The sequence below is a fragment of the Streptomyces sp. NPDC055140 genome (assembly GCF_053607285.1).
This window is the reverse complement of sequence record NZ_JBSGTG010000021.1, coordinates 127,281-149,124: the sequence shown is the minus strand read 5'-3', so window position 1 is coordinate 149,124 and position 21,844 is coordinate 127,281. Positions and strand designations below refer to the sequence as shown.

Below are 21,844 nucleotides of genomic sequence, written 5' to 3'. Positions count from 1 at the left end.
AGCGTCCTCTCAGTGGGCCACGGCCGCGGCGCCGTGTTCGTCGATCAGTGCGCCCGTCGTGAAGCGGTCGAGGGCGAAGGGGGCGTTCAGCGGGTGCGCCTCACCCGTCGCGATGGTGTGTGCGAAGGTCCGGCCCGCGGCCGGCGTGGCCTTGAAGCCGCCGGTGCCCCAGCCGCAGTTGACGAAGAGGTTCTCCACGGGAGTGGCGCTGATGATCGGCGAGGCGTCCGGGGTGACGTCGACGATGCCGCCCCAGGTCCGCAGCACATGCGCCCGTGCGAAGATCGGGAACAGTTCGACGGCGGCGGCCATCTGCTGCTCGATCACGTGGAAGGATCCGCGCTGCCCGTATCCGTTGTACGAGTCGACGCCCGCGCCCATCACCAGTTCGCCCTTGTGGGCCTGGGAGACGTAGACATGGACGTGGTTCGACATGACGACGGTGGGGTGGACCGGCTCGTGGAGCTCGGAGACCAGTGCCTGGAGCGGGTGGGACTGGACGGGGAGGCGGACTCCGGCCCGCTCGGCGAGCACGCTGCTGTGCCCGGCGGCCGCGAGGCCGACCCGGCCGGCGTTGATGCGGCCGAGGTTGGTCTCGACACCCACGACCCTCTCGCCGTCCTTGACGAAGCCGGTGACCTCGCAGCCCTGGATCAGGTCGACGCCCATCTCGTCGGCGCGGCGGGCGAGCGCCCAGGCGACGTGGTCGTGCTTGGCGATGCCCGCGCGGGGCTGGAAGGTGCCGCCGAGCACCGGGTACCGGGTGTCCGGGGAGACGTTGAGGATGGGGCAGACCTCGGCGACCTGGTCCGGGTCGAGCCATTCGGCGTCGACGCCGTTGAGCCGGTTGGCGTTGGCGCGGCGCATGCCCTCGCGGACGTCCTGGAGGGTGTGCGCGAGGTTGAGGACGCCGCGCTGGCTGAACAGGAAGTCGTAGTCCAGCTCCTCCGGGAGTCCTTCCCACAGCTTGAGCGCGTGCTCGTAGATCGCCGCGCTCTCGTCCCAGAGGTAGTTGGAGCGGATGATGGTGGTGTTGCGGGCCATGTTGCCGCCGGCCAGCCAGCCCTTCTCCAGGACCGCGACATTGGTGATGCCGTGTTCCTTCGCGAGGTAGTAGGCGGTGGCCAGGCCGTGGCCGCCCGCGCCGACGATGACGACGTCGTACGAGGAGCGCGGCTCGGGATTGCGCCAGAGGAAGTCCGGGTGTTCCGGCAGCGTCGGTTGCGGCTGGGCGGTCATGCCGCGTCTCCGTTCAGGCGAGGCAGGTGGGGCGGCTGGGGCAGGTGGGGGTACAGGGGGAACGCGTCGGCGAGCTTCTCGACCCGGTCGCGCAGCAGGCTCGCCTGCTCCTCGTCGAGGTGTTCGGGCGTGAGCGTCCCGGCGATGATGTCGGCGACCTCACGGAACTCCTCGGTGCCGAAGCCGCGCGTGGCCAGCGCCGGCGTGCCGATCCGCAGGCCGGACGAGACCATCGGCGGGCGCGGGTCGAAGGGCACCGCGTTGCGGTTGACGGTGATGCCGACGCGGTGCAGGCGGTCCTCGGCCTGCTGCCCGTCGAGCGCGGAGTTCCGCAGGTCGACGAGGACCAGGTGGACCTCGGTGCCGCCGGTGAGCACGGTGATCCCGGCCTCGGCCACATCGTCGCTGAGCAGTCGCCCGGCCAGGATGCGGGCGCCGTCCAGGGTGCGCTGCTGGCGCTCCTTGAACTCCTCGCTCGCCGCCACCTTGAAGGCCACCGCCTTCGCCGCGATGACGTGCTCGAGGGGCCCGCCCTGCTGCCCGGGGAATACCGCGGAGTTGATCTTCTTGGCGAGGCCGGCCCGGCTGAGGATCACTCCGCCGCGCGGGCCGCCGAGCGTCTTGTGGGTGGTGGTCGTGACAACGTCCGCGTACGGAACGGGACTTGGGTGCAGTCCGGCCGCGACGAGCCCGGCGAAGTGCGCCATGTCCACCATCAGGTAGGCGCCCACCTCGTCGGCGATCCGCCGGAACGCGGCGAAGTCGAGGCGGCGGGGGTAGGCCGACCAGCCGGCGACGATCAGCTTGGGCCGGTGCTCGCGCGCGAGCCGCTCGACCTCGTCCATGTCGATACGCAGGTCGGACTCGCCTACGTGGTAGGGCACGACGTTGTAGAGCTTGCCGGAGAAGTTGATGCGCATGCCGTGGGTCAGGTGACCGCCGTGCGCCAGGTCGAGGCCGAGGATCGTGTCGCCCGGGCTGAGGAGTGCGAACATCGCGGCGGCGTTGGCCTGGGCGCCCGAGTGCGGCTGTACGTTCGCGGCCTCGGCGCCGAACAGGTCCTTGACCCGGTCGATGGCCAACTGCTCGATGACGTCCACGTGTTCACAGCCGCCGTAGTAGCGCCGGCCGGGGTAGCCCTCGGCGTACTTGTTGGTGAGGACCGAGCCCTGGGCCTCCATGACGGCGGCCGGGGCGAAGTTCTCCGACGCGATCATCTCCAGCGTCGACTGCTGGCGGTGCAGCTCGGCGTCGACGGCGGCGGCGATGTCCGGGTCGAGCTCGCTGAGCGGAAGGGCGTGGAGCGAAGCAGGGGTCGTAGGCGTGGTGATCGACTGGGCGTCCGTTGCCATCTGCACACCATTCTGAGAGCCGACTAATGAGCAACTGATATATCAGTCTGTGCGGTAAGGTATGGGACCTCGATGGACAGGTCAAGGGGGCCTCATGCAGCACGTGGCGACCGAGCCGACGGTCGGTGGCGGGGAGCTGTCCCTCGCCGAGCGCGCCTACCGCGCCATCCGCGACCAGCTCGTCATGCTCGACATCCGCCCGGGCGCGCCCATCAACGAGGACCAGCTCGCCCAGGCCCTCGGAGTCGGCCGCACCCCGGTGCGCGAGGCCCTCAAGCGGCTCCAGTACGAGCGCCTCGTCACGACCTACCCCAGGCGCGGCACCTTCGCCACCGAAGTCAACATCACCGACCTGGCCCATATCTCCGAAGTCCGCCTGGAGCTCGAGCCCTTGGCCGCCGCCCGTGCGGCGCGGCGGGCCACGGCCGAGGACCGTGCGGCCCTGACGGCCGTACGGCGTGAACTGGCAGGCGTGGATCCCCGGCACGGCGATGCGGCCGAGCTGATGCACCTGGACCTCAAGGTCCACCGTGCCGTGTACGCCGCCACGCACAACCCGTACCTGGAAGACACCCTCATCCGCCACGACAACCTGGCCACGCGGATCTGGTGCCTGTTCATCGACCGGCTCGCCGACATGGCCGGCCACGTCGAGGAGCACGGACCGCTGATCGACGCGATCGTCGCCGGTGAGCCGGATGCGGCGGCCCAGATCGCCCGCGCGCATGTCGAGGGCTTCGAACGGGCCGTGCGCGACGCCATCTGATCGTGCCTCGTGGCCCTGGCCGCCGGTCCAACTCGCTCAGCAGGGGGCGAGTCGACGAAGTCCTGACGAGTCGGAAGCTCTTCGGCCGGGTGCGCGCGGCTCACGGGCATCCGAGTCATTTTCGGGGCCGCAGATGGCGGGGATCTCGTACCAGGGCGCGGCCCGACAGTCCGGCTGAAGGGGGCTGCCGAGGAGGTCCGTGTGGTGGACCACGGCAGGAGCGCGTCACGCAGGAGGGGCAGACCGGCTGCTGTGACCTCACGCGGGGCCTCGGTGCCAGGCGGTGAGGAGGCGGCGGTGAGAAGGCGGCGGGCCTCGTCGGTCCGGGTCGCCGGGGCGGGTGCGTGGTGCCGGCGCAGACGCACGGGGCCGACCGTGTCCGACTGGTCGTCGGTGCCTGCGGTCGTCGGTATGCCGTGTGCCGGCAGGTGCACCGTGGTGCCCGGACCCGCGGCCGATGCCACCTGTTCCACGAACGTGCGCAGGTCGAAGTGGCCTGCCTCAGGGGCGTCCGCCTTGCGCGGTTCGCCCCGCAGAGCGGCAAAGGCGCAGGCCACGGCCGGTACGTGGACAGCCTCCGGGTCATCGCCGAGACTGCGTGGCCGGCAGGGGAGGGGCGCCGAAGTCTCACCCTAAAGTTGAGGTCGAGGGAACGTCTGATGAGAGGGCGTGGCCGAGTCGCCCTCGTTCACTGCTCGGTCCTGTTCACCCGGATCAGCGTCTGCTGCCCGTTGGCCACGAGCTTGCGCGTGCCGTCGTCCCGGGCGGCGAAAACCTCCAGCTGACAGACGGTCAGGGTCCGCCCGGCCTTGAGGACGGTACCGACGGCCTCAAGGTGGATCCCGAGGGCGGGCGCGAGCAGGTTGATCTTGTATTCGACCGTGAGTACGTCGGTGTTCTCGGGGAACAGGGTGAAGGCCGCATAGCCACCGGCGCTGTCGGCGATGGAACTGGTGGCGCCGGCGTGGAAGTAGCCGTGCTGCTGGGTGACTTCGGGCCGGGCCGGGAGCACGATGTGCACGACGCCCGGTGCGATGCGCGTGAGCCGCGCACCGAGGTGGGCCATCAGTCCCTGTCGGTCGAAGCTGGCCCGTACGCGCTCCTGCACCTCGGTGCTCGCATGCTCCTGGTGCTCGTGGCGTTCCACGTGTTCTCCTTCGTCGGATATCGGGTGCTGTGGGTGAGCGCGGTGAGGCCGCCTTCGTCAGACGGCCAGGCGTTCGGCCAGAAGGAAGCCGCCGATGGCGATCATCATGGCTCCGGAAGCGCGGGTGACGGCCCGGGCTGCCGAAGGCCGGGTCTTCAGGACGGTGCGGGCGAGAACGCCGACCGAGAGGTAGACGACGGCGCACGCCGTTATGTGGAGCGCGCTGAGCAACCCCGTCTGTGCGGCGACCGGCCAGCCGTCCGCAGGGTGGATGAACTGCGGGAACAGCGAGAAGTACAGCAGCAGCGCCTTGGGGTTGAGCCCGCTGATCCCGGCGCCCTTGAGCATGATCTGCCCGCGCGAGGTGGCCATCGGCTCGGTGGACGCGCCCAGGGCCGCCGGCCGGCGCAGAACGCCCCAGCCCAGCCACATCAGGTAGGCCGCGCCGGCGACGGTGAGCGCGGTGAGGACGGTCGCCGAACTCGCCACGATCGCCACCAGGCCCACGACGGCGAGCAGCGTGTAGCCCACGTATCCGGCTATCAGTCCGGTGACCGCCGGGACGACTGACCGGTTCCGCAGCCCGGCCGAGATCGCGTAGGCCCAGTCGGCGCCCGGTGTGAACACCAGCAGAAGATCCACCGCCAGAAATGCCGCCACTGTTGTCGTGTCCATCGATCGATCCCTCTCGCTTTCCGTGCTTGAGAGGGAAGGTTAGGCGCGATGTGTCCGAAAGTGTTCCTGTCTTTACTTCATGATCGCGCCATCTGAGGGAGAATCTTCCCCATGGACGCCATGGACCGGAAAATTCTTACCGAGCTGCAACTGGACGGCCGCCTGACCATCACCGAGCTGGCCGCGCGTGTACAGCTGAGCGTCTCGCCCTGCCACCGCCGGTTGCGGGACCTCGAACGCGAGGGCGCCATCCGCGGCTATCGGGCAGTCGTCGACCCTGCGGCCGTCGGCCTGGATTTCGAAGCCCTTGTCTTCGCCACCTTGCGCTGGGAGCACCGTGACACCGTCACCGCCTTCGAGGAGGCCGTGACCGCCATCCCTCACGTCATCCAGGCCCAGCGCCTCTTCGGCGACCCCGACTACCTGCTGCGCGTGGCCACCGCAGATCTCGCCGCTTACCAGCAGCTCTACGACCAGCAACTGGCCCAACTGCCCGGCGTGCAGCGCCTGACCTCCACCCTCGTCATGAAGAACGTGGTGCAGGACCGGCCTCTGCCCGAGTAGTCCTACAGATGAGGCGGGACCACGGCATCGATCAGATGAGGGCCCGGTTCCGCGAACGCGCGGCGGAGCTGCTCGGCGAGTTCCTCGCAGGTGGTCGCCCGGGACGACGGGACGCCCATCCCTTCCGCGATCTTGGCGAAGTTCAGGTCGGGGGAGGAGAGGTCGAGCAGGGTCTTCGCGGCAGGGCCTGAGAGGTCGGCGCCGACCCGCAGCATTTCGAGGCGCAGTACGGCGTAGGCGCTGTTGTTCAGGATGACGGTGGTGACGTCGAGGTTCTCGCGTGCCTGGGTCCACAGGGCCGAGATCGTGTACATCGCGCTGCCGTCGGCCTCCAGGTTGATGACCGGCCGGTCCGGTGCCGCGATCGCCGCCCCGGTGGCCACCGGGATGCCCTGCCCGATCGCGCCACCGGTCAGCGTGAGGACGTCGTGCCGGGGCGCGCCGGCCGTCGCCGCCGGCAGGGCCGCGCCGGAGGTGTTCGCCTCGTCCGAGATGATCGCGCCGGCGGGGAGCAGGGCGCCGACAACTTCGGCCCAGTTGTTCGCGGTGAGGGGGCCGCTCGGGAGCGACGGGAGAGCAGGCTCGGCCAGGGTCGGGAGCGTGTCCGCGGCCACCTGTTCGGCCAGCGCTTCCAGAGCGGCCACCACGTCCTGGGACGGATCGGCGAGGGTGTGCACAAGGGCGCACTCCGGTACCAGGTCGCTCGGCTTGCCGGGGTAGGCGAAGAACGACACCGGGGAGCGGGTTCCCGCCACGATCAGGTGCTTGACGCCGTCCAGTTGGCGGACGGCCTGCTCGGCGAGGTAGCGGAGGCGCTCGAGGGCGGGCAGACCCGCGCCGCGCTCCAGTCGCGCGGGGAAGGTCTCCACCAGTGCGCGCACGCCGGTGGCGTTCGCGATCCGGCTGGTCGCGAGGAGGCCGGGCTCACGGCAGGCCGGGCCGCCGATCAGCAGCGCGGCGGGTTCGCCGCTGCGCAGGATGTCGGCGATGGATGACACCGTCTGTGGATCGGGGGCCGCAGGAGTGCGCGAGGGCACCGGGTCGGCGACCTGGCCGCCCTCGTCCCAGGACGCGTCGGCGGGCAGGATCAGCGTCGCGACCTGTCCCGGCGCCACCATCGAGGCCGCCACCGCGGCCGCAGCGTCCGCCCCGACCTCGGCGACCCGGTCGCTGCGCCGCACCCAGCCGCTCACCGAACCGGCCACCGGATCGATGTCGGACTCCAGGGGAGCGTCATATTTCTTGTGGTGGGTGGCGTGGTCGCCCACCACGTTCACGAGGGGGGTGTGGGCCCGCCGCGCGTTGTGGAGATTGGCCAGCCCGTTGCCGAGGCCGGGGCCCAGGTGCAGCAGCGTGGCGGCCGGCTTGTCGGCGATACGCGCGTATCCGTCGGCGGCCCCGGTGACGGCACCCTCGAACAGGCCGAGCACGCCGCGCATTTCGGGTACGGAGTCGAGCGCGGCGACGAAGTGCATCTCCGATGTGCCGGGGTTGGCGAAGCACACTTCGACACCGGCACGGACGAGAGTACGGATCAGCGACTGCGCGCCGTTCATGGGCGGCCTCTCCGTCGTGGCCGTCCGCGCTGATTGCCAGGGCTGACGGCCGGCGACTGTCTGTCGTGGGATACGCGAGGATTGCGTGCGCTGCCTGCGGATACTAAGCGGTCGGTAACCTTGTGTCGAGGCATCGACCTTGCTCCCGCGCGCGTCGGTCTCGTCAAAACGCGGCAAGGAGGGCGCTCCGACACCGGACCGGACCGATCAGGCCGCCGCCCAGGGGCCGTTACCGGACTCCAGGAGCGTTTGCTGCTCCTTCAGCGCCTGCTCGGTGAACACCCGGTACCCGGTCTCCGGCCGGTATCCATGGATCTCCCGGGTGTCGAGGGCCCGCATGTAGTCCAGTACGGCGTCGTTGACGACCTGGCCGGGGACCAGCACGGGGAATCCGGGCGGGTACGGCGTCACAAAGGTGGCCGAGACGACGTCCCGGCCGCCGGTCATGGCCTCGGTGACCTCGTCCGCCGACAGGTACTCGCACTGCGTCTCGTCGTACGCCAGGTAGAAGGCCCGGCGGATGTCCCCTTCGGGTGTACGGCCTCCCGGTCGGAAGGCGGGATGGAAGGAGCTGAAGTCGGGCAGGGCGACGACCGTGTCCCGGGAGGCGTCGGCGTCTTGTCGACGCAGGGCCGGCGGGCCCAACTCGTCCTTGCGGTCCTCCAGTTCCTCGACGATCTTGAGGAGCACCTCGATGAGGTAGGCGACGGCACTGCGGGTGGTGCCGATGTTGGTCATGAACAGCAGCGTGTTGCGGGTGCTCTTGTTGACCTGCACCCCGTAGCGGTCCATCAGGTGCTCGTGCTTGAACGTGTCCCCGTCGATGCCCGTGAGACCGATGTGCAGGGTCGCCCGGGTCGGGTCGAGCACGAACTCGTCGTCCTCCCACGCGGTCGACATCCGCGCCAGGCCCGTCCGCAACGGCTGTTCCACGCCGGAGGCCCGGAACTCGCCCGGGATCAGGTCGGGTGTCGTCAGGAAGCGCAAGTACCGGCTGAGTACGGGGTGTTGGTCGATCGCGTCACGCAGTACCCCTGCGTGTTCGAGCTGCTTCTGCACCAGCTCGTAGCCCTCCAGCGCGGCCTGTCTTCGGCCCAGGTCGAGGGAGGCGAGGATCTGGTAGTTGGGGGAGGTGGAGGTGTGCGTCATGTACGCCTCGCGGAACGTCTCCGCCGTGCGGTGACTGAAGTCCTGGTCGAAGACGTGGATCATGGAACCCTGACGCAGCGAGGTGAGCGTCTTGTGCGTCGACTGCGTGGCGTACACCCGGATCCGGGCCTTGGCGGGGTCGGGGACGAGTCTGCGGTCGAGGAGTGTCTCGTCGTCGGGGTCGTCGCCCAACTCCTGGTGCTGCCGGGCGTACTGGTCGGCGAGGCCCTGTCCGCGAAGGTTCTCCGTGAGGGTGCGAGCGGCGGCCATGGCGGTGCGCCGGCGGTAGACCGGGTGGAAGCGGGCGAAGGCGAACCACGCCTCGTCCCACAGGAACGCCAGATCGGGCTTGAGCGCCAGGCACTCCTCCATCACCCGCGTCGGGTTGTAGACGATGCCGTCGAAGGTGCAGTTGGTCAGCATCAGCATCTTGACGCGGTCGAGGAGTCCGGCTCGCCGCAGTTCCAGCAGCTTGCGCTTGATCTCCTTCACCGGCACGGCGCCGTACATCCCGTAGCGGTCCAGGGGATAGGCGTCGAGGTAGACCACCTGGGCGCCCGCGAGCATCAGCCCGTAGTGGTGGGACTTGTGGCAGTTGCGGTCGACGAGGACGATGTCGCCCGGCCGCACCAGCGCCTGTACGACCACCTTGTTGGCGGTGGACGTGCCGTTGGTGACGAAGTACGACTGGCGCGCTCCGAACGTCTTGGCGGCGAGGTCCTGGGCCTCCCGCAGCGGGCCCGTCGGCTCCAGCAAGGAGTCGAGGCCGCCCGAGGTGGCGGAGGTCTCGGCGAGGAAGATGTTCAGCCCGTAGAACTCGACCATCTCGGGGATCCAGTGCGAAGTCAGCAGCGACGTTCCGCGGGAGATGGGCAGCGCGTGGAAGACACCGGTCGGACGTCTGCTGTGTGCTCTGAGCGCGGTGAAGAACGGTGCGCGGAAGCGTTCGCTGACGCCGTGCAGAATCGACAGGTGGAGTTCGAGCAGTCCTTCGCGGGCGTGGAAGACCCGGGCGAATCCGCTGCTGAGCACACCGGCGATCCGTTCCACCGAGCCGTCGGTCATGAGATAGAGATCCATCTCGGGCCGCAGCTCGAGCAGCCGCGCACCGAGCGCCTGCGCCCGCTGCTCGTAGGGCCCGTCCTGCGCGAACGGGTCGGCCTGCGGCTGTTCGACGAGGCCCGCGACGACACTCAGGTCGTACGGGGAACGGTCGGCGAACCTCCGGTGGATGACCACGGCTTGCAGACCGGGGTTGACCAGGACCGCCATCACCGCGTCCTCGAAGCTGGGCGCGACGACGATCTCGTACACGAACTCGTCCTCGGCGCGGCGCCGGCCGCGCAGCGAGATGCGCAGCGCCTGCTCTTCCGCCGCGGTCAGTTCGCCGACGACGAGGACCTCGAAGTACGGCTTGGGCGTTGTCCCGCCAGGTAGTGGCTCCTCCCCGACCGGAGCGGTCGGCTCGGCCTTCCGGGGCGTCGCGCTGCGGTACGACTCCGTGCCCAGGGCGCGATGCAGTTCGTCCGTGCGCCGGGCCAGGCCGTACCGGTCCTCGGCCGTGCGCAGGCGGCGCAGTTCGGTGAAGGCGGACCTGCCGGGGAAGGCCCAGCAGTTCTCGATCGGCAGCAACTGCCGGAAGAGTTCGTCCAGCCGCTCCTGTGTCGCCTGCCGGCGTGCTGCGCTCGAGGTGTCGGACGCCCACTGGCGTGCGAGTTCGGTCAGTGAGCTCCAGGCGTCGGCGCGCAGCTGACGGACGCTGCTGTACACGCCGGCAGGCGGATTGGCGGGTGTGTCACCCATGGTGTGGCTTCCTCGTTTGTGACGTCGTGTCTCGGGAGGGCGGTGATCGAACGGGGGTGGCGCGCGGGATGCCTCAGGTGGGCCGGACGACGCACCGGCCGGCGCGCCAGACGGCGGAGACGAGGGGAACACCGGGGCGGTAGGCGAGGTGCACGTGCGAGGGCGCGTCCAGGAGTACGAGGTCGGCGCGCGCCCCGGGCGACAGCGTGCCGACGTCGTCGCGGCGCAGCGCCCGTGCGCCGCCCGCCGTCGCCGACCAGAGCGCCTCGTCCGGCGTCATGCCCATCTCCCGTACGGCAAGGGCGATGCAGAAGGCCATCGAACTCGTGAAGGAGGAGCCGGGGTTGCAGTCGGGGGACAGCGCCACGGTCGCGCCCGCGTCGAGCAGACGACGTGCGTCGGGGTAGGTCGCCCGCGTCGAGAACTCCGCGCCCGGCAGCAGAGTCGCCACGGTGTCGCCGTGCGCGAGCGCGTCGACGTCGGAGTCGGTGAGGTGGGTGCAGTGGTCGGCGGAGGCGGCGCCGAGTTCGACGGCGAGCTGGACGCCCGGCCCGTGGCTGAGCTGGTTGGCGTGCATCCTCGGCAGGAGTCCGCGCGCGGACGCTGCCTTGAGGATCGCGCGTGCCTGGTCCGCGTCGAAGGCTCCCTGCTCGCAGAAGACATCCGCCCAACGGGCGTGCGGTGCACACGCGTCGAGCATCGGGCCCGTCACCAGGTCGACATAGCCGGCCGGGTCCTCGGCGAATTCGGCGGGCACGACATGCGCGCCGAGGAACGTCACCTCGTCGGTGTGGGCGGCGGCGACGGCCAGCGACCGGGCCTCGTGTTCCACCGTGAGGCCGTAGCCCGACTTGATCTCGACGGTGGTCGTGCCCTGCCGCAGCGCTTCGGACACATGGCGCCCGGCGGTGGCGTGGAGCGCGCTGTCCGGCGCGGCCCGGGTGGCCTCGACGGTCGTACGGATGCCGCCGGCGCTGTAGGCGCGGCCCGACATCCGCGCGTTGAACTCCGCGGTCCGGTCGCCGACGAAGACCAGGTGGGAGTGCGAGTCGACGAATCCGGGGATGGCTGCCCGGCCCTGGGCGTCGAAGCTGCGGTCGGTCGCGGGCGCATCGGCCCGGGGGCCCACCCAGGCGACGTCGGTGCCGTCGATGACCAGCGCGGCGTCGGTGATCAGGCCGAGCGCACCCGTCCCGCGCGTGGCGTCGTTGGTGACCAGGGCGCCGATGTTCGTGATGAGCGTGGAGGCGCCGGACTGATCAGCACCGGCGCGTCCGGCTTCGGCGAGGGGCTGGGGGACTGGCATGTGAATCTCTCCGTGGATGCTGCCGCCAGGTCCTGGCGGCGCGGCGTGATCCGTGGGCACACGGCCGGGCAGCGGATGAGTGAGTGCCCCGGTGCGGACGGCGTTCCATCGCGCGTCCGCACCGGGGGCTTCCATCAAGCACCAGACGCCGGGGGCGGTGCCAGGGCCGCCGCCCGCATTGCGTCTCGTATCCCAGACTTCGTACGGGTGGTCCGGGGCGGGGCCGGCGGGCGGACGTAACCTCCCGGTATGTCTCCCGTTCCCGCCGCCGCCCAGGTGCTGGCCATCCTCCGCTATCTCGCGGGCCAGGCAGGGCCCGTACCCGCCGCGGCGATCAGCCGTGACGTCGGGCTTCCCCGTTCGACGACGTACCACCTGCTCGACACCCTGGAGCGCGAGGGCTTCGTCGTGCACCTGCTGGAGGAGCGACGCTACGGATTGGGCGTCAGCGCCTTCGAACTCGCCTCCGGATACAGCAGGCAGGCGCCCTTCCAACGCATGGCGCGGGTGCCGCTGGCCAAGCTCGTCGACAGCACGGGCCACAACGCGCACCTCGCCGTACTGCACGGCCGCGAGGTCATCTACGTGATCGAGGAGCGGGCGCCCGGACGTGCGCCCCTGGTGACCGAGGTCGGTGTCCGGCTGCCGGCCCACCTCACCGCCAGCGGCCGGGCGGTCCTGGCCCGTCTGCCGCAGGCGCAGGTGCGGGCCCTGTTCCCCGACGCGTCGGCCTTCGTCCTGCGCAACGAGTCCGGTCCCGGCTCGCTGACCGCACTCCGCCAACTCCTCGTGGAGGCGCGGCGCCGGGGGTACGCCACGGAGGACGGCGAGGTGACGCCGGGCTTCTCGTCCGTGGCGGCCGCGGTCCTCGACCACGGCGCGCACCCCGTCGCCGGTGTCGCGGTCACTTTTCGCGGCGACGAGGTCGGGGCCGAGCAACAGCGGCGGATCGCCGCGCAGGTGACCCGTACGGCGAACCAACTGAGCCGGCGCATCGGTGGGGTGGCCGACGCACAGGCCCGTACGCAGACGGCGGGACACCTCACCTAGAAGCAGTACGCCTCACACAGAAGCCGAACTCCCGCCGCCGGACAGGCCGGCGGCGGGAGTTCGGCTTGTTCGGACCAGGCCCGAACGGTCACAGGAACCAGGTCCGAACGGTTCAGCCCAGCGGGCCGGTCACCGACTCGGCGGCCGCGAGGGCGCCGCCGGTGGCCACGAACTGCACGGCGGCCTCGATCTCGGGAGCGAGGTACCGGTCGGTGCCGGGGCCCTCGACATCGCGGCGCAGTCCGGCCAGGACGGCCGCCGTGGCGGGCGCGGGGGCCAGGGGGCCACGGAGGTCGAGCGCGCGGGCCGCGGTGAGGATCTCGACGGCGACCACGCGGGTCAGGCCGTCGATGGCGCGCCGCAGCTTGCGGGCCGCGGCCCACCCCATGGAGACGTGGTCCTCCTGCATGGCGCTGGAGGGGATGGAGTCGACCGAGGCGGGCGCGGCGAGGCGCTTGAGCTCGGAGACGATGCCCGCCTGGGTGTACTGGGCGATCATGTGGCCGGAGTCCACGCCCGGGTCGTCGGCGAGGAAGGCGTTCAGGCCGTGGTTGCGCGCGACGTCGAGGAAGCGGTCGGTACGCCGCTCACTGACGGAGGCCACGTCGGCGACGGAGATGGCCAGGAAGTCCAGGACACAGGCCACGGGCGCGCCGTGGAAGTTGCCGTTGGACTCGACGCGCCCGTCCGGCGTGACGACGGGGTTGTCGATGGCGCTGGCCAGCTCACGCGCGGCGACCGTCTCGGCGTGCGCCAGCGTGTCGCGGGCGGCGCCGTGGACCTGCGGGGTGCAGCGCAGCGAGTACGCGTCCTGGACCCGGGTGCACTCCGGACCGCGGTGGCTCGCGACGATCTCCGACCCCTTCAGAAGGGCGGTGAGGTTGGCGGCACTCGAACCCTGGCCCGGGTGCGGGCGCAGGGCCTGGAGGTCGGCGGCGAACACGGCGTCCGTGCCGAGCTGGCCCTCGACGCTCATGGCGGCGGCGATGTCGGCGGTGCGCAGCAGCATCTGCAAGTCGTGTGCGGCCATCACGAGTTGGCCGAGCATGCCGTCGGTGCCGTTGATGAGGGCCAGGCCCTCCTTCTCGTGCAGCGTGACGGGGGAGAGGCCGGCGGCGGCGAGCGCGTCCGCGGCGGGCATCAGGTCGCCCTTCGCGTCACGCACCTGGCCTTCGCCCATGACGGCGAGGGCGCAGTGGGCGAGCGGGGCGAGGTCGCCGGAGCAGCCGAGCGAGCCGTACTCGTGGACGACCGGGGTGATGCCGGCATTGAGCAGGTCGGCGTAGGCCTGCGCGGTGTCGGGGCGCACGCCGGTGCGGCCGGTGGCGAGCGTCGACAGACGCAGCAGCATGAGGGCGCGGACGACCTCGCGCTCGACCTCGGCGCCGGAGCCGGCGGCGTGCGAGCGCACGAGGCTGCGCTGGAGCTGCGCGCGCAGCTCGAGCGGGATGTGACGGGTGGCCAGGGCACCGAAGCCCGTGGAGACGCCGTAGTGGGGCACGACGTCGTTGGCGAGGTTCTCGACCACCTTGCGGCTCTGGGATATCTCGCCCAGGGCTTCGTGGGTGAGGGTCACACGGGCCCCGTGCCGGGCGACGGACACGACATCGGCGACGGAGAGGGGGCCGACCCCTACGAAGGTTTCGTTCATGACTCCATGAAGCCCGAAAACGGAACGTCTTCGTCAGTGGCTGCGGAGGGTTACTGTCTGGGATCCCAGACAGTTGCCGCCTGCGCCGGGATCTCGCGCTGATCACGGGCGCGGTGGTGGTCTCGGCCCCACGTAAAAGGGCCGGCGGAACCGTCGCTCTCGCGGTTCCGCCGGCCCTTTCTGTCGCCGTTATCGCTGGTGCACGGGCTCCATGCCGGCCCTGACGCCATCCTCGTCGTCGTCCGAGGGCTCCTGGCCTTCGGCGGACTCGTTCTCGTACGAGACCTGTGGCGCGGTGTCGGCCGCTGCCGCCAGCCGGGCACGGGGGCGCAGCCAGAGGTAGTACACGCATGTCATCAGGGCCAGCCACACCCCGCCGACGACCAGCGCGATCCGGGTGCTGTCCGAGAACGCGAGGAGCACCACCACGCAGACCATGAAGACGATGGTGATGATCTGGCCGTAAGGCCAGAACGGCGCCGGGTACTTCAGTGCGGCGACCTCCTGCGCGGACATCTTGCGGCGCGCGCTGACCTGGGACAGGAGGATCATCAGCCAGACCCACACCGTGGCGAAGGTCGCGATCGAGGCGATGACGAGGAACACCCGCTCGGGCATGAGGTAGTTCAGGAGCACACCGAAGAGGAGTGCGCCGATCATGATGACGACGGTCATCCAGGGCACGCCGTTGCGGGAGAGGCGGCGCATGACGGACGGCGCCTGGTTGCGCTCGGCCATGCCGTACATGATGCGTCCGGCGGCGAAGATGTTGCTGTTGATCGCGGACAGGGCCGCGATGATGACCACGACGTTCAGCACGGTGGCCGCGGAGGCGACGCCGATGCCGGCGAAGATCTCGACGAACGGGCTGCCCTTTGCGCCGATGTGCTCCCACGGGTTGAGCGACATGAGGACCGCGAGCGTCAGCACGTAGAAGAGCACGATGCGGATCGGGATGGAGTTCACGGCGCTCGGAATGGTCTTCTCCGGGTTCTGCGCCTCGCCGGCGGTGACGCCGATGATCTCCGTGCCGCCGAAGGCGAACATCACCACGGCGAAGGACAGGACCAGGCCCTGGATGCCGTTGGGCATGAACCCGCCGTTGCTCCACAGGTTCGAGATGCCCGCGTCGCCGTTGCTGCCGAAGCCGAAGACGATGATCGCAAGGCCGGCGAGGATCATCGCGATGATGGCGACGACCTTGGCGAAGGAGAGCCAGAACTCCAGTTCACCGAAGACCTTGACGCTGAACAGGTTCATCGCGCCGATGATGCCGACGGCCGCGAGGAGCCAGATCCACCGTGGCACGTCCGGGAACCAGAAGCTCATGTAGACGCCGAGCGCCGTGATGTCCGCCAGACAGACGAAGACCATTTCGAGGGCGTACGTCCAGCCGGTGAGGAAACCCGGCAGCGGTCCGAGGTACTTTGTGGCGTATTCGCCGAAGGATCCGGCGCACGGGCGGCTCACCGCCATCTCGCCCAGCGAGCGCAGGACGAGGAAGACCGCGGCGCCACCGATCAGATAGGCCAGCAGGACGGCGGGCCCCGCCGCCTTGATGGACTCCGAGGAGCCGTAGAAGAGACCGGTCCCGATCGCGGAACCCAGGGCGATGAAGCGTATGTGCCGGGACTTGAGCCCGCGTTGCAGGGACGTGGTGTCGGTGGACAAAGCAGGTCCTCCTTGGGAACGCCGGGTTCCGGGTGAGGTGGCGGGGCTGAATCACTTGCCGGTCGACGGCGTTCGTCAGCACTCCCGCATGACGAAGGCCCCTTGTATATTCCTGTATATACAGATGAGTCAAGAGGTGGACCAATGGGTGAACGGACAACGGCGTCCAGCGCCTCGCCTGCCGTCGGCCGCGCGCTGGACATCCTGCTGCACCTCGCCGGACGCTCGGGCCCCGTCCAGGCCGCGGCCCTGGCCCGCGAACTCGACATCCCCAGATCGTCCGCCTACCACGTCCTCTCGGTCCTGGTGGACCGCGGCTTCGTCACCTACCTCCCCAAGGAGCAGGCGTACGGCCTTGGGGTCGCGTCCTTCGAGATCGGCTCGGCCTATCTGCGCCACGAACCGCTGGAGCGCCTCGCGCGCCCCATCCTGCGCACCGCCTCGGCACGTCTGGGCCAGACCGTGCACCTGGGCATCGTCCACGGCGCGGAGACCGTCTACCTGCTCAAGGAACGGCCCCCGTCGAACCGGTCCGGCGACGTGGACATCTCCCTCGTCACCGACGTCGGCGTCCGGCTGCCCGCCCACCTGACGGCCAACGGGCGCGCCCTTCTCGCCCACGTGTCCCCGGCACAGGTGCGGGCTCTCTTCCCCCGGCAGGCGGATCTCATCACGCGTACCGGCAAAGGACCCCGCTCGCTGTCAGAACTCCTCGACCTGCTGGCCCGTGACCGCGCACGCGGCTGGTCCGAGGAGGTCGAGCTGGTCTCCGAGGGCTTCCGGTCGCTGGGCGTCGCGGCCTTCGACCACAACGAACGGCCCGTCGCCGCACTCAGCAGCACCTGGCAACGGCACTACAGCCGGCACGACGCCGACCACGTCCGCGAGGTCCTGGAGCAGGGGGCGGCACGGCTGACGGCCGCGATGTCCGGTCGACGCCCGACCGCGCAACCGGCCCCGACGCGGGCACGCTGACGGCAGCCCGACTCAGTGGGCGTCGAACGTCCCCACCAGGCGGTACCGGGACCCGGGATGGATCAGCCGCGCGACGCTCACGACAGCATCCCCGGACCAGGTGCGGCGCTGGATGAGCAGACACGGCTCGGACGGGCCGATGCCGAGGATCTCGCACTCCTCGGCGGACGGCAGGACCGCCTCGACGATGTGCTCGCCCTTGCCCAGCGGGGCGACCTCGGACAGGAACGTGAACGGCGTACCCGCGGTGAAGTCCTGGTCCAGATAGCCGGGGGCGAAGTCCGGGTGGACGTAGCGGTCCTCCAACTGGACCGCCGCACCGTCCTCCAGGTGCACGACGCGTGAGCGGAACGCGCTGCGCCGCCCGTCGAGGCCGAGCTGTGCGCTGATCTCGGGGTCGGGGAGCTCCTCGCGCAGGGACAGCACCCTGGCCGAGTAGCCATGGCCGCGGTCCCGGACCTCGTCGGCGATGTTGTGCACCCCGGCCAGCGCGGAACTGCTCTTGCGCCGCGCCACGAACGTGCCCACGCCCATGACGCGCCGGAGCAGCCCGTCGGCGCTCAGCTCGCGCAGGGCGCGGTTGATCGTCATACGCGACAGGCCCAGCGACTCCACGAACTGGCTCTCCGAGGGAAGCGCCTCGCCTTCGCGCCAGCGCCCACCCACGATCTCCCCGGCCACGAGGTCCTTGATCCGCTGATAGGCCGGGGCGGAACCGGGCGTCTGTCGCTCATAGAGCCGGGCGATCTCCGCAGCGTCCACGACCAAGCCGTCCACCGTCCTCGTACCCCATGGATCCGTCGCGCCACATCGCGAACACCACGGCAATCCTAGGCGAGGCGGCCCGCACGGAACCCGCGCCCCTGGGCGCCCCACATCACCGGCAGCCAGCGACGTTCTCGGATCCGAGAATCTCGTCGGCCGCCGCTGGAACGCGTCCGGCGCCCCGCCTGTCATGGAACACGCAACTGCACCGCCATCGACCAGGAGAGAACATGACCGGCGTTTCCCCCGAGTCCCGCCACATCCGCGCCCCCCGTGGCAGTGAACTCAACTGCCTCGGCTGGCAGCAGGAGGGCGCCCTGCGCATGCTCATGAACAACCTCGACCCCGAGGTCGCCGAGCACCCCGAAGACCTGGTCGTCTACGGCGGAACCGGCAAGGCCGCACGCGACTGGGCGTCCTTCGACGCGATCGTGCGCACCCTGAAGACACTCAAGGACGACGAGACGATGCTGGTGCAGTCCGGCAAGCCGGTCGGTGTCATGCGCACCAGCGAGTGGGCGCCCCGGGTCCTGCTCGCCAACTCCAATCTGGTCGGCGACTGGGCCAACTGGGAGGAGTTCCGCTCCCTCGAGGCCCGCGGCCTGACCATGTACGGGCAGATGACCGCCGGCTCGTGGATCTACATCGGCAGCCAGGGCATCCTGCAGGGCACCTACGAGACCTTCGGCGCCGTCGCCCGCAAGAAGTTCAACGGCACCCTCGCGGGCACCATCACCCTGACCGCCGGCGTCGGCGGCATGGGCGGCGCCCAGCCCCTCGCGGTGACCATGAACGACGGCGTCGCGATCTGCGTCGACGTCGACCCCACCCGCATCGAGCGCCGCATCGCCCACCGCTACCTCGACGTCGCCGCCGACGACCTCGACCATGCGCTGAGCCTCGCCATCGAGGCCAAGGAAGCCCGCCGCCCGCTGTCCATCGGCCTCACCGGCAACGCCGCCGAGCTCTTCCCGCGGCTCCTCGACATGGGCGCGCCGATCGACATCGTGACCGACCAGACCTCCGCGCACGACCCGCTGGCCTACCTCCCCGTCGGCGTGAGCGTCGAGGAGTGGCACGAGCAGGCCCGCAAGGACCCCGCCGACTTCACCCGCCGCTCCCGCGAGTCGATGGCCCGCCACGTCGAGGCCATGGTCGGCTTCCTCGACGCCGGAGCCGAGGTCTTCGACTACGGAAACTCGATCCGCGACGAGGCCCGCAAGGCCGGCTACCAGCGCGCCTTCGACTTCCCCGGCTTCGTCCCCGCCCACATCCGCCCGCTGTTCGAGGAGGGCCTCGGCCCCTTCCGGTGGGCGGCCCTGTCCGGCGACCCCAAGGACATCGAGGCCACCGACCGCGCGATCATGGAGCTCTTCCCTGAGAACGAGCACCTGCACCGCTGGCTCAAGATGGCCGCCGAACGCGTCGAGTTCGAGGGCCTGCCCGCCCGTATCTGCTGGCTCGGCTACGGCGAACGCCACCGCGCCGGCGTCAAGTTCAACGAGATGGTCGCGAGCGGCGAGCTGTCCGCCCCGCTCGCCATCGGCCGCGACCACCTCGACTCCGGCTCCGTCGCCTCCCCGTACCGCGAGACCGAGTCGATGCTCGACGGCTCCGACGCCATCGCCGACTGGCCGCTGCTCAACGCCCTGGTGAACACCTCCTCCGGCGCCTCCTGGGTGTCCATCCACCACGGCGGCGGTGTCGGCATGGGCCGCTCCATCCACGCGGGTCAGGTCTGCATCGCCGACGGCACCGAACTCGCCGCGCAGAAGCTGTCGCGTGTGCTCACCAACGACCCCGGCATGGGCGTCATCCGCCACGTCGACGCCGGCTACGAGCACGCCGCCTCCGTGGCACAGGACCGCGGCGTGCGCATCCCGATGACCGAGGGGGACGACTCCCAGTGAGTGCTGTCGCCACGATCGAACTCACCGTGGACGCGGCCCCCGAACGCTGGCACGGCCGGGACGACGGCCCGGGGAACGAGCATCTGCGCTGGCACCACGCGATCAGTACCGACACCGGCGCTGCGGGGCCGTGGGACGCCGCGTTCGTCGGCTTCCGCAGCGACGAGGGCGTACGCCGCAACAAGGGCCGCCAGGGCGCGGCGAACGGTCCGGGCGAACTGCGCGCCGCCCTGGCCTCGATGGCTCTGCCCGCCCCGCTGACCGCGCTCGACGCCGGAGACATCGAAGTCACCGACGGAGAGCTGGAGTTGGGCCACCACCGCCTCGGGCAGGTCGTCGGCCCACTCGTCGACCGGGGTGTTCCCGTCGTGGTCCTCGGCGGCGGCCACGAAGTGGCGTACGGCACGTACCTGGGCCTCGTCTCCACGCGGGCCGTCCAGGCCGGCGGGCGGCTCGGAGTGCTCAACCTCGACGCGCACTTCGACCTCCGTGACGACGTGCGTGCGAGCTCGGGAACGCCGTTCCTGCAGATGGCGCAGAGCGAGGAGCGGCGCGGGCACCGGCTCAACTACCGGGTGCTCGGCGTCAGCCAGCCGAGCAACACCGCGCGTTTGTTCCGCACCGCCGACCGGCTCGGCGTGCGCTACCTGCCGGACACCGAGTGCGGTGTGCTCAACCTCCCGGCGGTCGACGCCTTCACGGACGAGTTCATCGACAGCCATGACGTGCTGCACCTCAGCATCGACCTCGATGTGCTCCCGGCCGCAGTGGCCCCCGGCGTCAGCGCCCCGGCCGCCCACGGCGTGCAGATGGAGATCGTCGAGCGTGTCTGCGTCAAGGTGGCGGCAAGCGGAAAGCCGCTCGTGGTCGACGTCGCGGAACTCAACCCGGACCTCGACACCGACCACCGCACCGCCCGAGCGGGCGCCCGCCTGATCCACCGCATCCTGACGACACACCAGGCGAGGACCACGAAGGTCTGACCACACACATCACCGACCGCACGGGCAGGGCCCGTGGCCGGGGGAGCATTGCGAACCCTCGGCCACGGGCCAGGAGTGCTGGGCGCGACAGGTCGGTGTGCGGTGTGGAAGGCATCGGCACCACCAATATCCGGCGGCCCATATTCCACATGCGCGGCGACACGCGATGCTGGGAAGATCCCGGCATGCCACTTGTCGAAGTCTCGCCCGGAATGTCTCTCGCGTACGAGACGTTCGGTGATCCTGCCGACCCGCCCGTCCTGCTGGTGATGGGGTTCGGCGCCCAGATGATCGCCTGGCACGAGGACTTCTGCCGTGCACTGGCCGACCGTGGCCGCTACGTGATCCGCTACGACAACCGCGACTGCGGGCTGTCCACCAAATTCGACGACCACCCCGTCGACATGGCCCGGTTCATCGCGGCTGTGAGCGCGGGAGACATTGCCTCCGCCCTCGCCATGATCCCGTACACGTTGACGGACATGGCAGCCGACGGCCTCGACCTGCTCACCGCGCTCGGCATCGAAGGCGCTCACGTGGTCGGGACCTCGATGGGCGGAATGATCGCCCAGAAGATGGCCATCACCCAGCCCACCCGGGTCCTGACCCTGACGTCGATGATGTCCTCGACCGGCGAACCCGAATACGGCCGGTCCGATCCCGAGGCCCAAGCGGTACTCCTGAGCCCGAAGCCGGCGGACCGCGAGGGATACATCACAGCGGCGGATCGCGAACTGGTGTGGGCGTCCAGGCGATACGGAGACGCCGCACTCCTTCGCGAGCTGGCTGCCGACAGTTACGACCGGGCCTACTACCCGGCGGGAGTCGGGCGCCAACTCGGAGCGATGATCCTCGACGGCTCGCGTGCGGAGGTGCTCCGGACCCTAGGGGTGCCAACTCTGGTGATCCACGGCTTGGACGACACGCTGATCACCCCGAGCGGAGGCGAACGCACCGCGGAACTCGTACCCGGAGCGAAGCTCTTGCTGATCCCCGACATGGGCCACGACCGCCCGCGCGAACTCTGGCCCGAGATCATCGACGCGGTGGAGGCGCACACTGCCTGAGTGCCACTGTCGGGGCAGGCCGACGTGCCGTGTGGGTGTGCTGGACAGGGCACGTCTGTAGAAGCGATCCCGCCGAAGGCGTGTCACACGTGGAACACCGTGGCCGTCAGTCCACTAGGGGGTCTCGGTGTCACGAGGGAGCGTGCGATGACGAAGGCCACGCTGGTGAAACCGCGCTATACGCGAGCCTCCTGGGCTGTGGGGTCCTGGCGGGG

At 70.2% G+C, this 21,844-nt stretch carries 17 protein-coding genes; 7 read left to right on the top strand and 10 right to left on the bottom strand.

Annotated elements, in window-relative coordinates:
- Positions 1 to 9 precede the first annotated feature (9 nt).
- Both ACWFR4_RS33305 and glyA read right to left on the bottom strand, forming a co-directional pair.
- Positions 10 to 1,239, bottom strand: a complete 1,230-nt coding sequence (locus ACWFR4_RS33305; protein ID WP_453655833.1) for a sarcosine oxidase subunit beta family protein — start codon at positions 1,237 to 1,239, stop codon at positions 10 to 12.
- On the bottom strand, positions 1,236 to 2,591 hold the full coding sequence (gene glyA / locus ACWFR4_RS33300; RefSeq protein ID WP_453655832.1) for a serine hydroxymethyltransferase: 1,356 nt from the start codon (positions 2,589 to 2,591) through the stop codon (positions 1,236 to 1,238). Before glyA ends, ACWFR4_RS33305 begins: the two co-directional genes overlap by 4 nt.
- A gap of 94 nt (positions 2,592 to 2,685) precedes the next feature.
- Between glyA and ACWFR4_RS33295 the strand changes: the two genes are divergently transcribed.
- Positions 2,686 to 3,357, top strand: a complete 672-nt coding sequence (locus ACWFR4_RS33295) for a GntR family transcriptional regulator (protein WP_453655831.1) — start codon at positions 2,686 to 2,688, stop codon at positions 3,355 to 3,357.
- Positions 3,358 to 4,045: 688 nt separating this feature from the next.
- Here the strand turns inward: ACWFR4_RS33295 and ACWFR4_RS33290 are convergent.
- Positions 4,046 to 4,423: a PaaI family thioesterase gene (locus tag ACWFR4_RS33290; RefSeq protein WP_453469087.1), complete on the bottom strand. Its 378-nt coding sequence runs from the start codon at positions 4,421 to 4,423 to the stop codon at positions 4,046 to 4,048.
- 138 nt (positions 4,424 to 4,561) lie between these two features.
- Positions 4,562 to 5,179, bottom strand: a complete 618-nt coding sequence (locus ACWFR4_RS33285) for a LysE family translocator (RefSeq protein ID WP_453655830.1) — start codon at positions 5,177 to 5,179, stop codon at positions 4,562 to 4,564.
- A gap of 111 nt (positions 5,180 to 5,290) precedes the next feature.
- Here ACWFR4_RS33285 and ACWFR4_RS33280 point away from each other — a divergent pair, with 111 nt between their 5' ends.
- On the top strand, positions 5,291 to 5,743 hold the full coding sequence (locus tag ACWFR4_RS33280; RefSeq protein WP_405637629.1) for an Lrp/AsnC family transcriptional regulator: 453 nt from the start codon (positions 5,291 to 5,293) through the stop codon (positions 5,741 to 5,743).
- A gap of 2 nt (positions 5,744 to 5,745) precedes the next feature.
- Here the strand turns inward: ACWFR4_RS33280 and ACWFR4_RS33275 are convergent, their stop codons facing one another.
- The 3 genes from ACWFR4_RS33275 to hutI form a co-directional block, all read right to left on the bottom strand.
- Positions 5,746 to 7,299 (bottom strand): acetolactate synthase large subunit, encoded by a 1,554-nt coding sequence (locus ACWFR4_RS33275; RefSeq protein WP_453655829.1) that lies wholly within the window; start codon positions 7,297 to 7,299, stop codon positions 5,746 to 5,748.
- A gap of 207 nt (positions 7,300 to 7,506) precedes the next feature.
- On the bottom strand, positions 7,507 to 10,251 hold the full coding sequence (locus ACWFR4_RS33270; RefSeq protein ID WP_453655828.1) for an aminotransferase class I/II-fold pyridoxal phosphate-dependent enzyme: 2,745 nt from the start codon (positions 10,249 to 10,251) through the stop codon (positions 7,507 to 7,509).
- A gap of 73 nt (positions 10,252 to 10,324) precedes the next feature.
- Positions 10,325 to 11,557, bottom strand: a complete 1,233-nt coding sequence (gene hutI, locus ACWFR4_RS33265) for an imidazolonepropionase (protein WP_453655827.1) — start codon at positions 11,555 to 11,557, stop codon at positions 10,325 to 10,327.
- A gap of 249 nt (positions 11,558 to 11,806) precedes the next feature.
- Between hutI and ACWFR4_RS33260 the strand changes: the two genes are divergently transcribed.
- On the top strand, positions 11,807 to 12,607 hold the full coding sequence (locus ACWFR4_RS33260; protein ID WP_453655826.1) for an IclR family transcriptional regulator: 801 nt from the start codon (positions 11,807 to 11,809) through the stop codon (positions 12,605 to 12,607).
- 112 nt (positions 12,608 to 12,719) lie between these two features.
- Here ACWFR4_RS33260 and hutH read toward each other — a convergent pair whose 3' ends face one another.
- A complete protein-coding gene (gene hutH, locus ACWFR4_RS33255) occupies positions 12,720 to 14,258 on the bottom strand; it encodes a histidine ammonia-lyase (protein ID WP_453469324.1) in 1,539 nt (512 codons plus the stop codon).
- A 189-nt stretch (positions 14,259 to 14,447) separates the two neighbouring features.
- The gene (locus ACWFR4_RS33250; protein WP_453655825.1) at positions 14,448 to 15,929 is read right to left on the bottom strand and encodes an amino acid permease; all 1,482 of its coding nucleotides are present in this window, start codon (positions 15,927 to 15,929) and stop codon (positions 14,448 to 14,450) included.
- A 144-nt stretch (positions 15,930 to 16,073) separates the two neighbouring features.
- Between ACWFR4_RS33250 and ACWFR4_RS33245 the strand changes: the two genes are divergently transcribed.
- Positions 16,074 to 16,904: an IclR family transcriptional regulator gene (locus ACWFR4_RS33245; RefSeq protein ID WP_453655824.1), complete on the top strand. Its 831-nt coding sequence runs from the start codon at positions 16,074 to 16,076 to the stop codon at positions 16,902 to 16,904.
- A gap of 12 nt (positions 16,905 to 16,916) precedes the next feature.
- Here the strand turns inward: ACWFR4_RS33245 and hutC are convergent, their stop codons facing one another.
- A complete protein-coding gene (gene hutC / locus ACWFR4_RS33240) occupies positions 16,917 to 17,666 on the bottom strand; it encodes a histidine utilization repressor (RefSeq protein WP_453469685.1) in 750 nt (249 codons plus the stop codon).
- A gap of 233 nt (positions 17,667 to 17,899) precedes the next feature.
- Between hutC and hutU the strand changes: the two genes are divergently transcribed.
- The 3 genes from hutU to ACWFR4_RS33225 all read left to right on the top strand — a co-directional run bounded on the left by hutU (position 17,900) and on the right by ACWFR4_RS33225 (position 21,629).
- On the top strand, positions 17,900 to 19,579 hold the full coding sequence (gene hutU / locus ACWFR4_RS33235) for a urocanate hydratase (protein WP_453655823.1): 1,680 nt from the start codon (positions 17,900 to 17,902) through the stop codon (positions 19,577 to 19,579).
- Complete coding sequence (gene hutG / locus ACWFR4_RS33230; protein WP_453469620.1) at positions 19,576 to 20,562, top strand: formimidoylglutamase; 987 nt, start codon at positions 19,576 to 19,578, stop codon at positions 20,560 to 20,562. Before hutU ends, hutG begins: the two co-directional genes overlap by 4 nt.
- Before the next feature lie 185 nt (positions 20,563 to 20,747).
- The gene (locus tag ACWFR4_RS33225; protein ID WP_453469841.1) at positions 20,748 to 21,629 is read left to right on the top strand and encodes an alpha/beta fold hydrolase; all 882 of its coding nucleotides are present in this window, start codon (positions 20,748 to 20,750) and stop codon (positions 21,627 to 21,629) included.
- Positions 21,630 to 21,844 lie beyond the last annotated feature (215 nt).

What these genes read in the sequence shown, in the direction of transcription:
- ACWFR4_RS33270 (WP_453655828.1), bottom strand. Translation starts at nt 10,251, where the DNA reads ATGGGTGACACACCCGCCAATCCGCCTGCCGGCGTGTACAGCAGCGTC.
- ACWFR4_RS33285 (WP_453655830.1), bottom strand. Translation starts at nt 5,179, where the DNA reads ATGGACACGACAACAGTGGCGGCATTTCTGGCGGTGGATCTTCTGCTG.
- ACWFR4_RS33305 (WP_453655833.1), bottom strand. Translation starts at nt 1,239, where the DNA reads ATGACCGCCCAGCCGCAACCGACGCTGCCGGAACACCCGGACTTCCTC.
- ACWFR4_RS33245 (WP_453655824.1), top strand. Translation starts at nt 16,074, where the DNA reads ATGGGTGAACGGACAACGGCGTCCAGCGCCTCGCCTGCCGTCGGCCGC.
- hutU (WP_453655823.1), top strand. Translation starts at nt 17,900, where the DNA reads ATGACCGGCGTTTCCCCCGAGTCCCGCCACATCCGCGCCCCCCGTGGC.
- ACWFR4_RS33280 (WP_405637629.1), top strand. Translation starts at nt 5,291, where the DNA reads ATGGACGCCATGGACCGGAAAATTCTTACCGAGCTGCAACTGGACGGC.
- ACWFR4_RS33295 (WP_453655831.1), top strand. Translation starts at nt 2,686, where the DNA reads ATGCAGCACGTGGCGACCGAGCCGACGGTCGGTGGCGGGGAGCTGTCC.
- hutI (WP_453655827.1), bottom strand. Translation starts at nt 11,557, where the DNA reads ATGCCAGTCCCCCAGCCCCTCGCCGAAGCCGGACGCGCCGGTGCTGAT.
- ACWFR4_RS33290 (WP_453469087.1), bottom strand. Translation starts at nt 4,423, where the DNA reads ATGGCCCACCTCGGTGCGCGGCTCACGCGCATCGCACCGGGCGTCGTG.
- ACWFR4_RS33275 (WP_453655829.1), bottom strand. Translation starts at nt 7,299, where the DNA reads ATGAACGGCGCGCAGTCGCTGATCCGTACTCTCGTCCGTGCCGGTGTC.
- glyA (WP_453655832.1), bottom strand. Translation starts at nt 2,591, where the DNA reads ATGGCAACGGACGCCCAGTCGATCACCACGCCTACGACCCCTGCTTCG.
- hutH (WP_453469324.1), bottom strand. Translation starts at nt 14,258, where the DNA reads ATGAACGAAACCTTCGTAGGGGTCGGCCCCCTCTCCGTCGCCGATGTC.
- ACWFR4_RS33260 (WP_453655826.1), top strand. Translation starts at nt 11,807, where the DNA reads ATGTCTCCCGTTCCCGCCGCCGCCCAGGTGCTGGCCATCCTCCGCTAT.
- ACWFR4_RS33225 (WP_453469841.1), top strand. Translation starts at nt 20,748, where the DNA reads ATGCCACTTGTCGAAGTCTCGCCCGGAATGTCTCTCGCGTACGAGACG.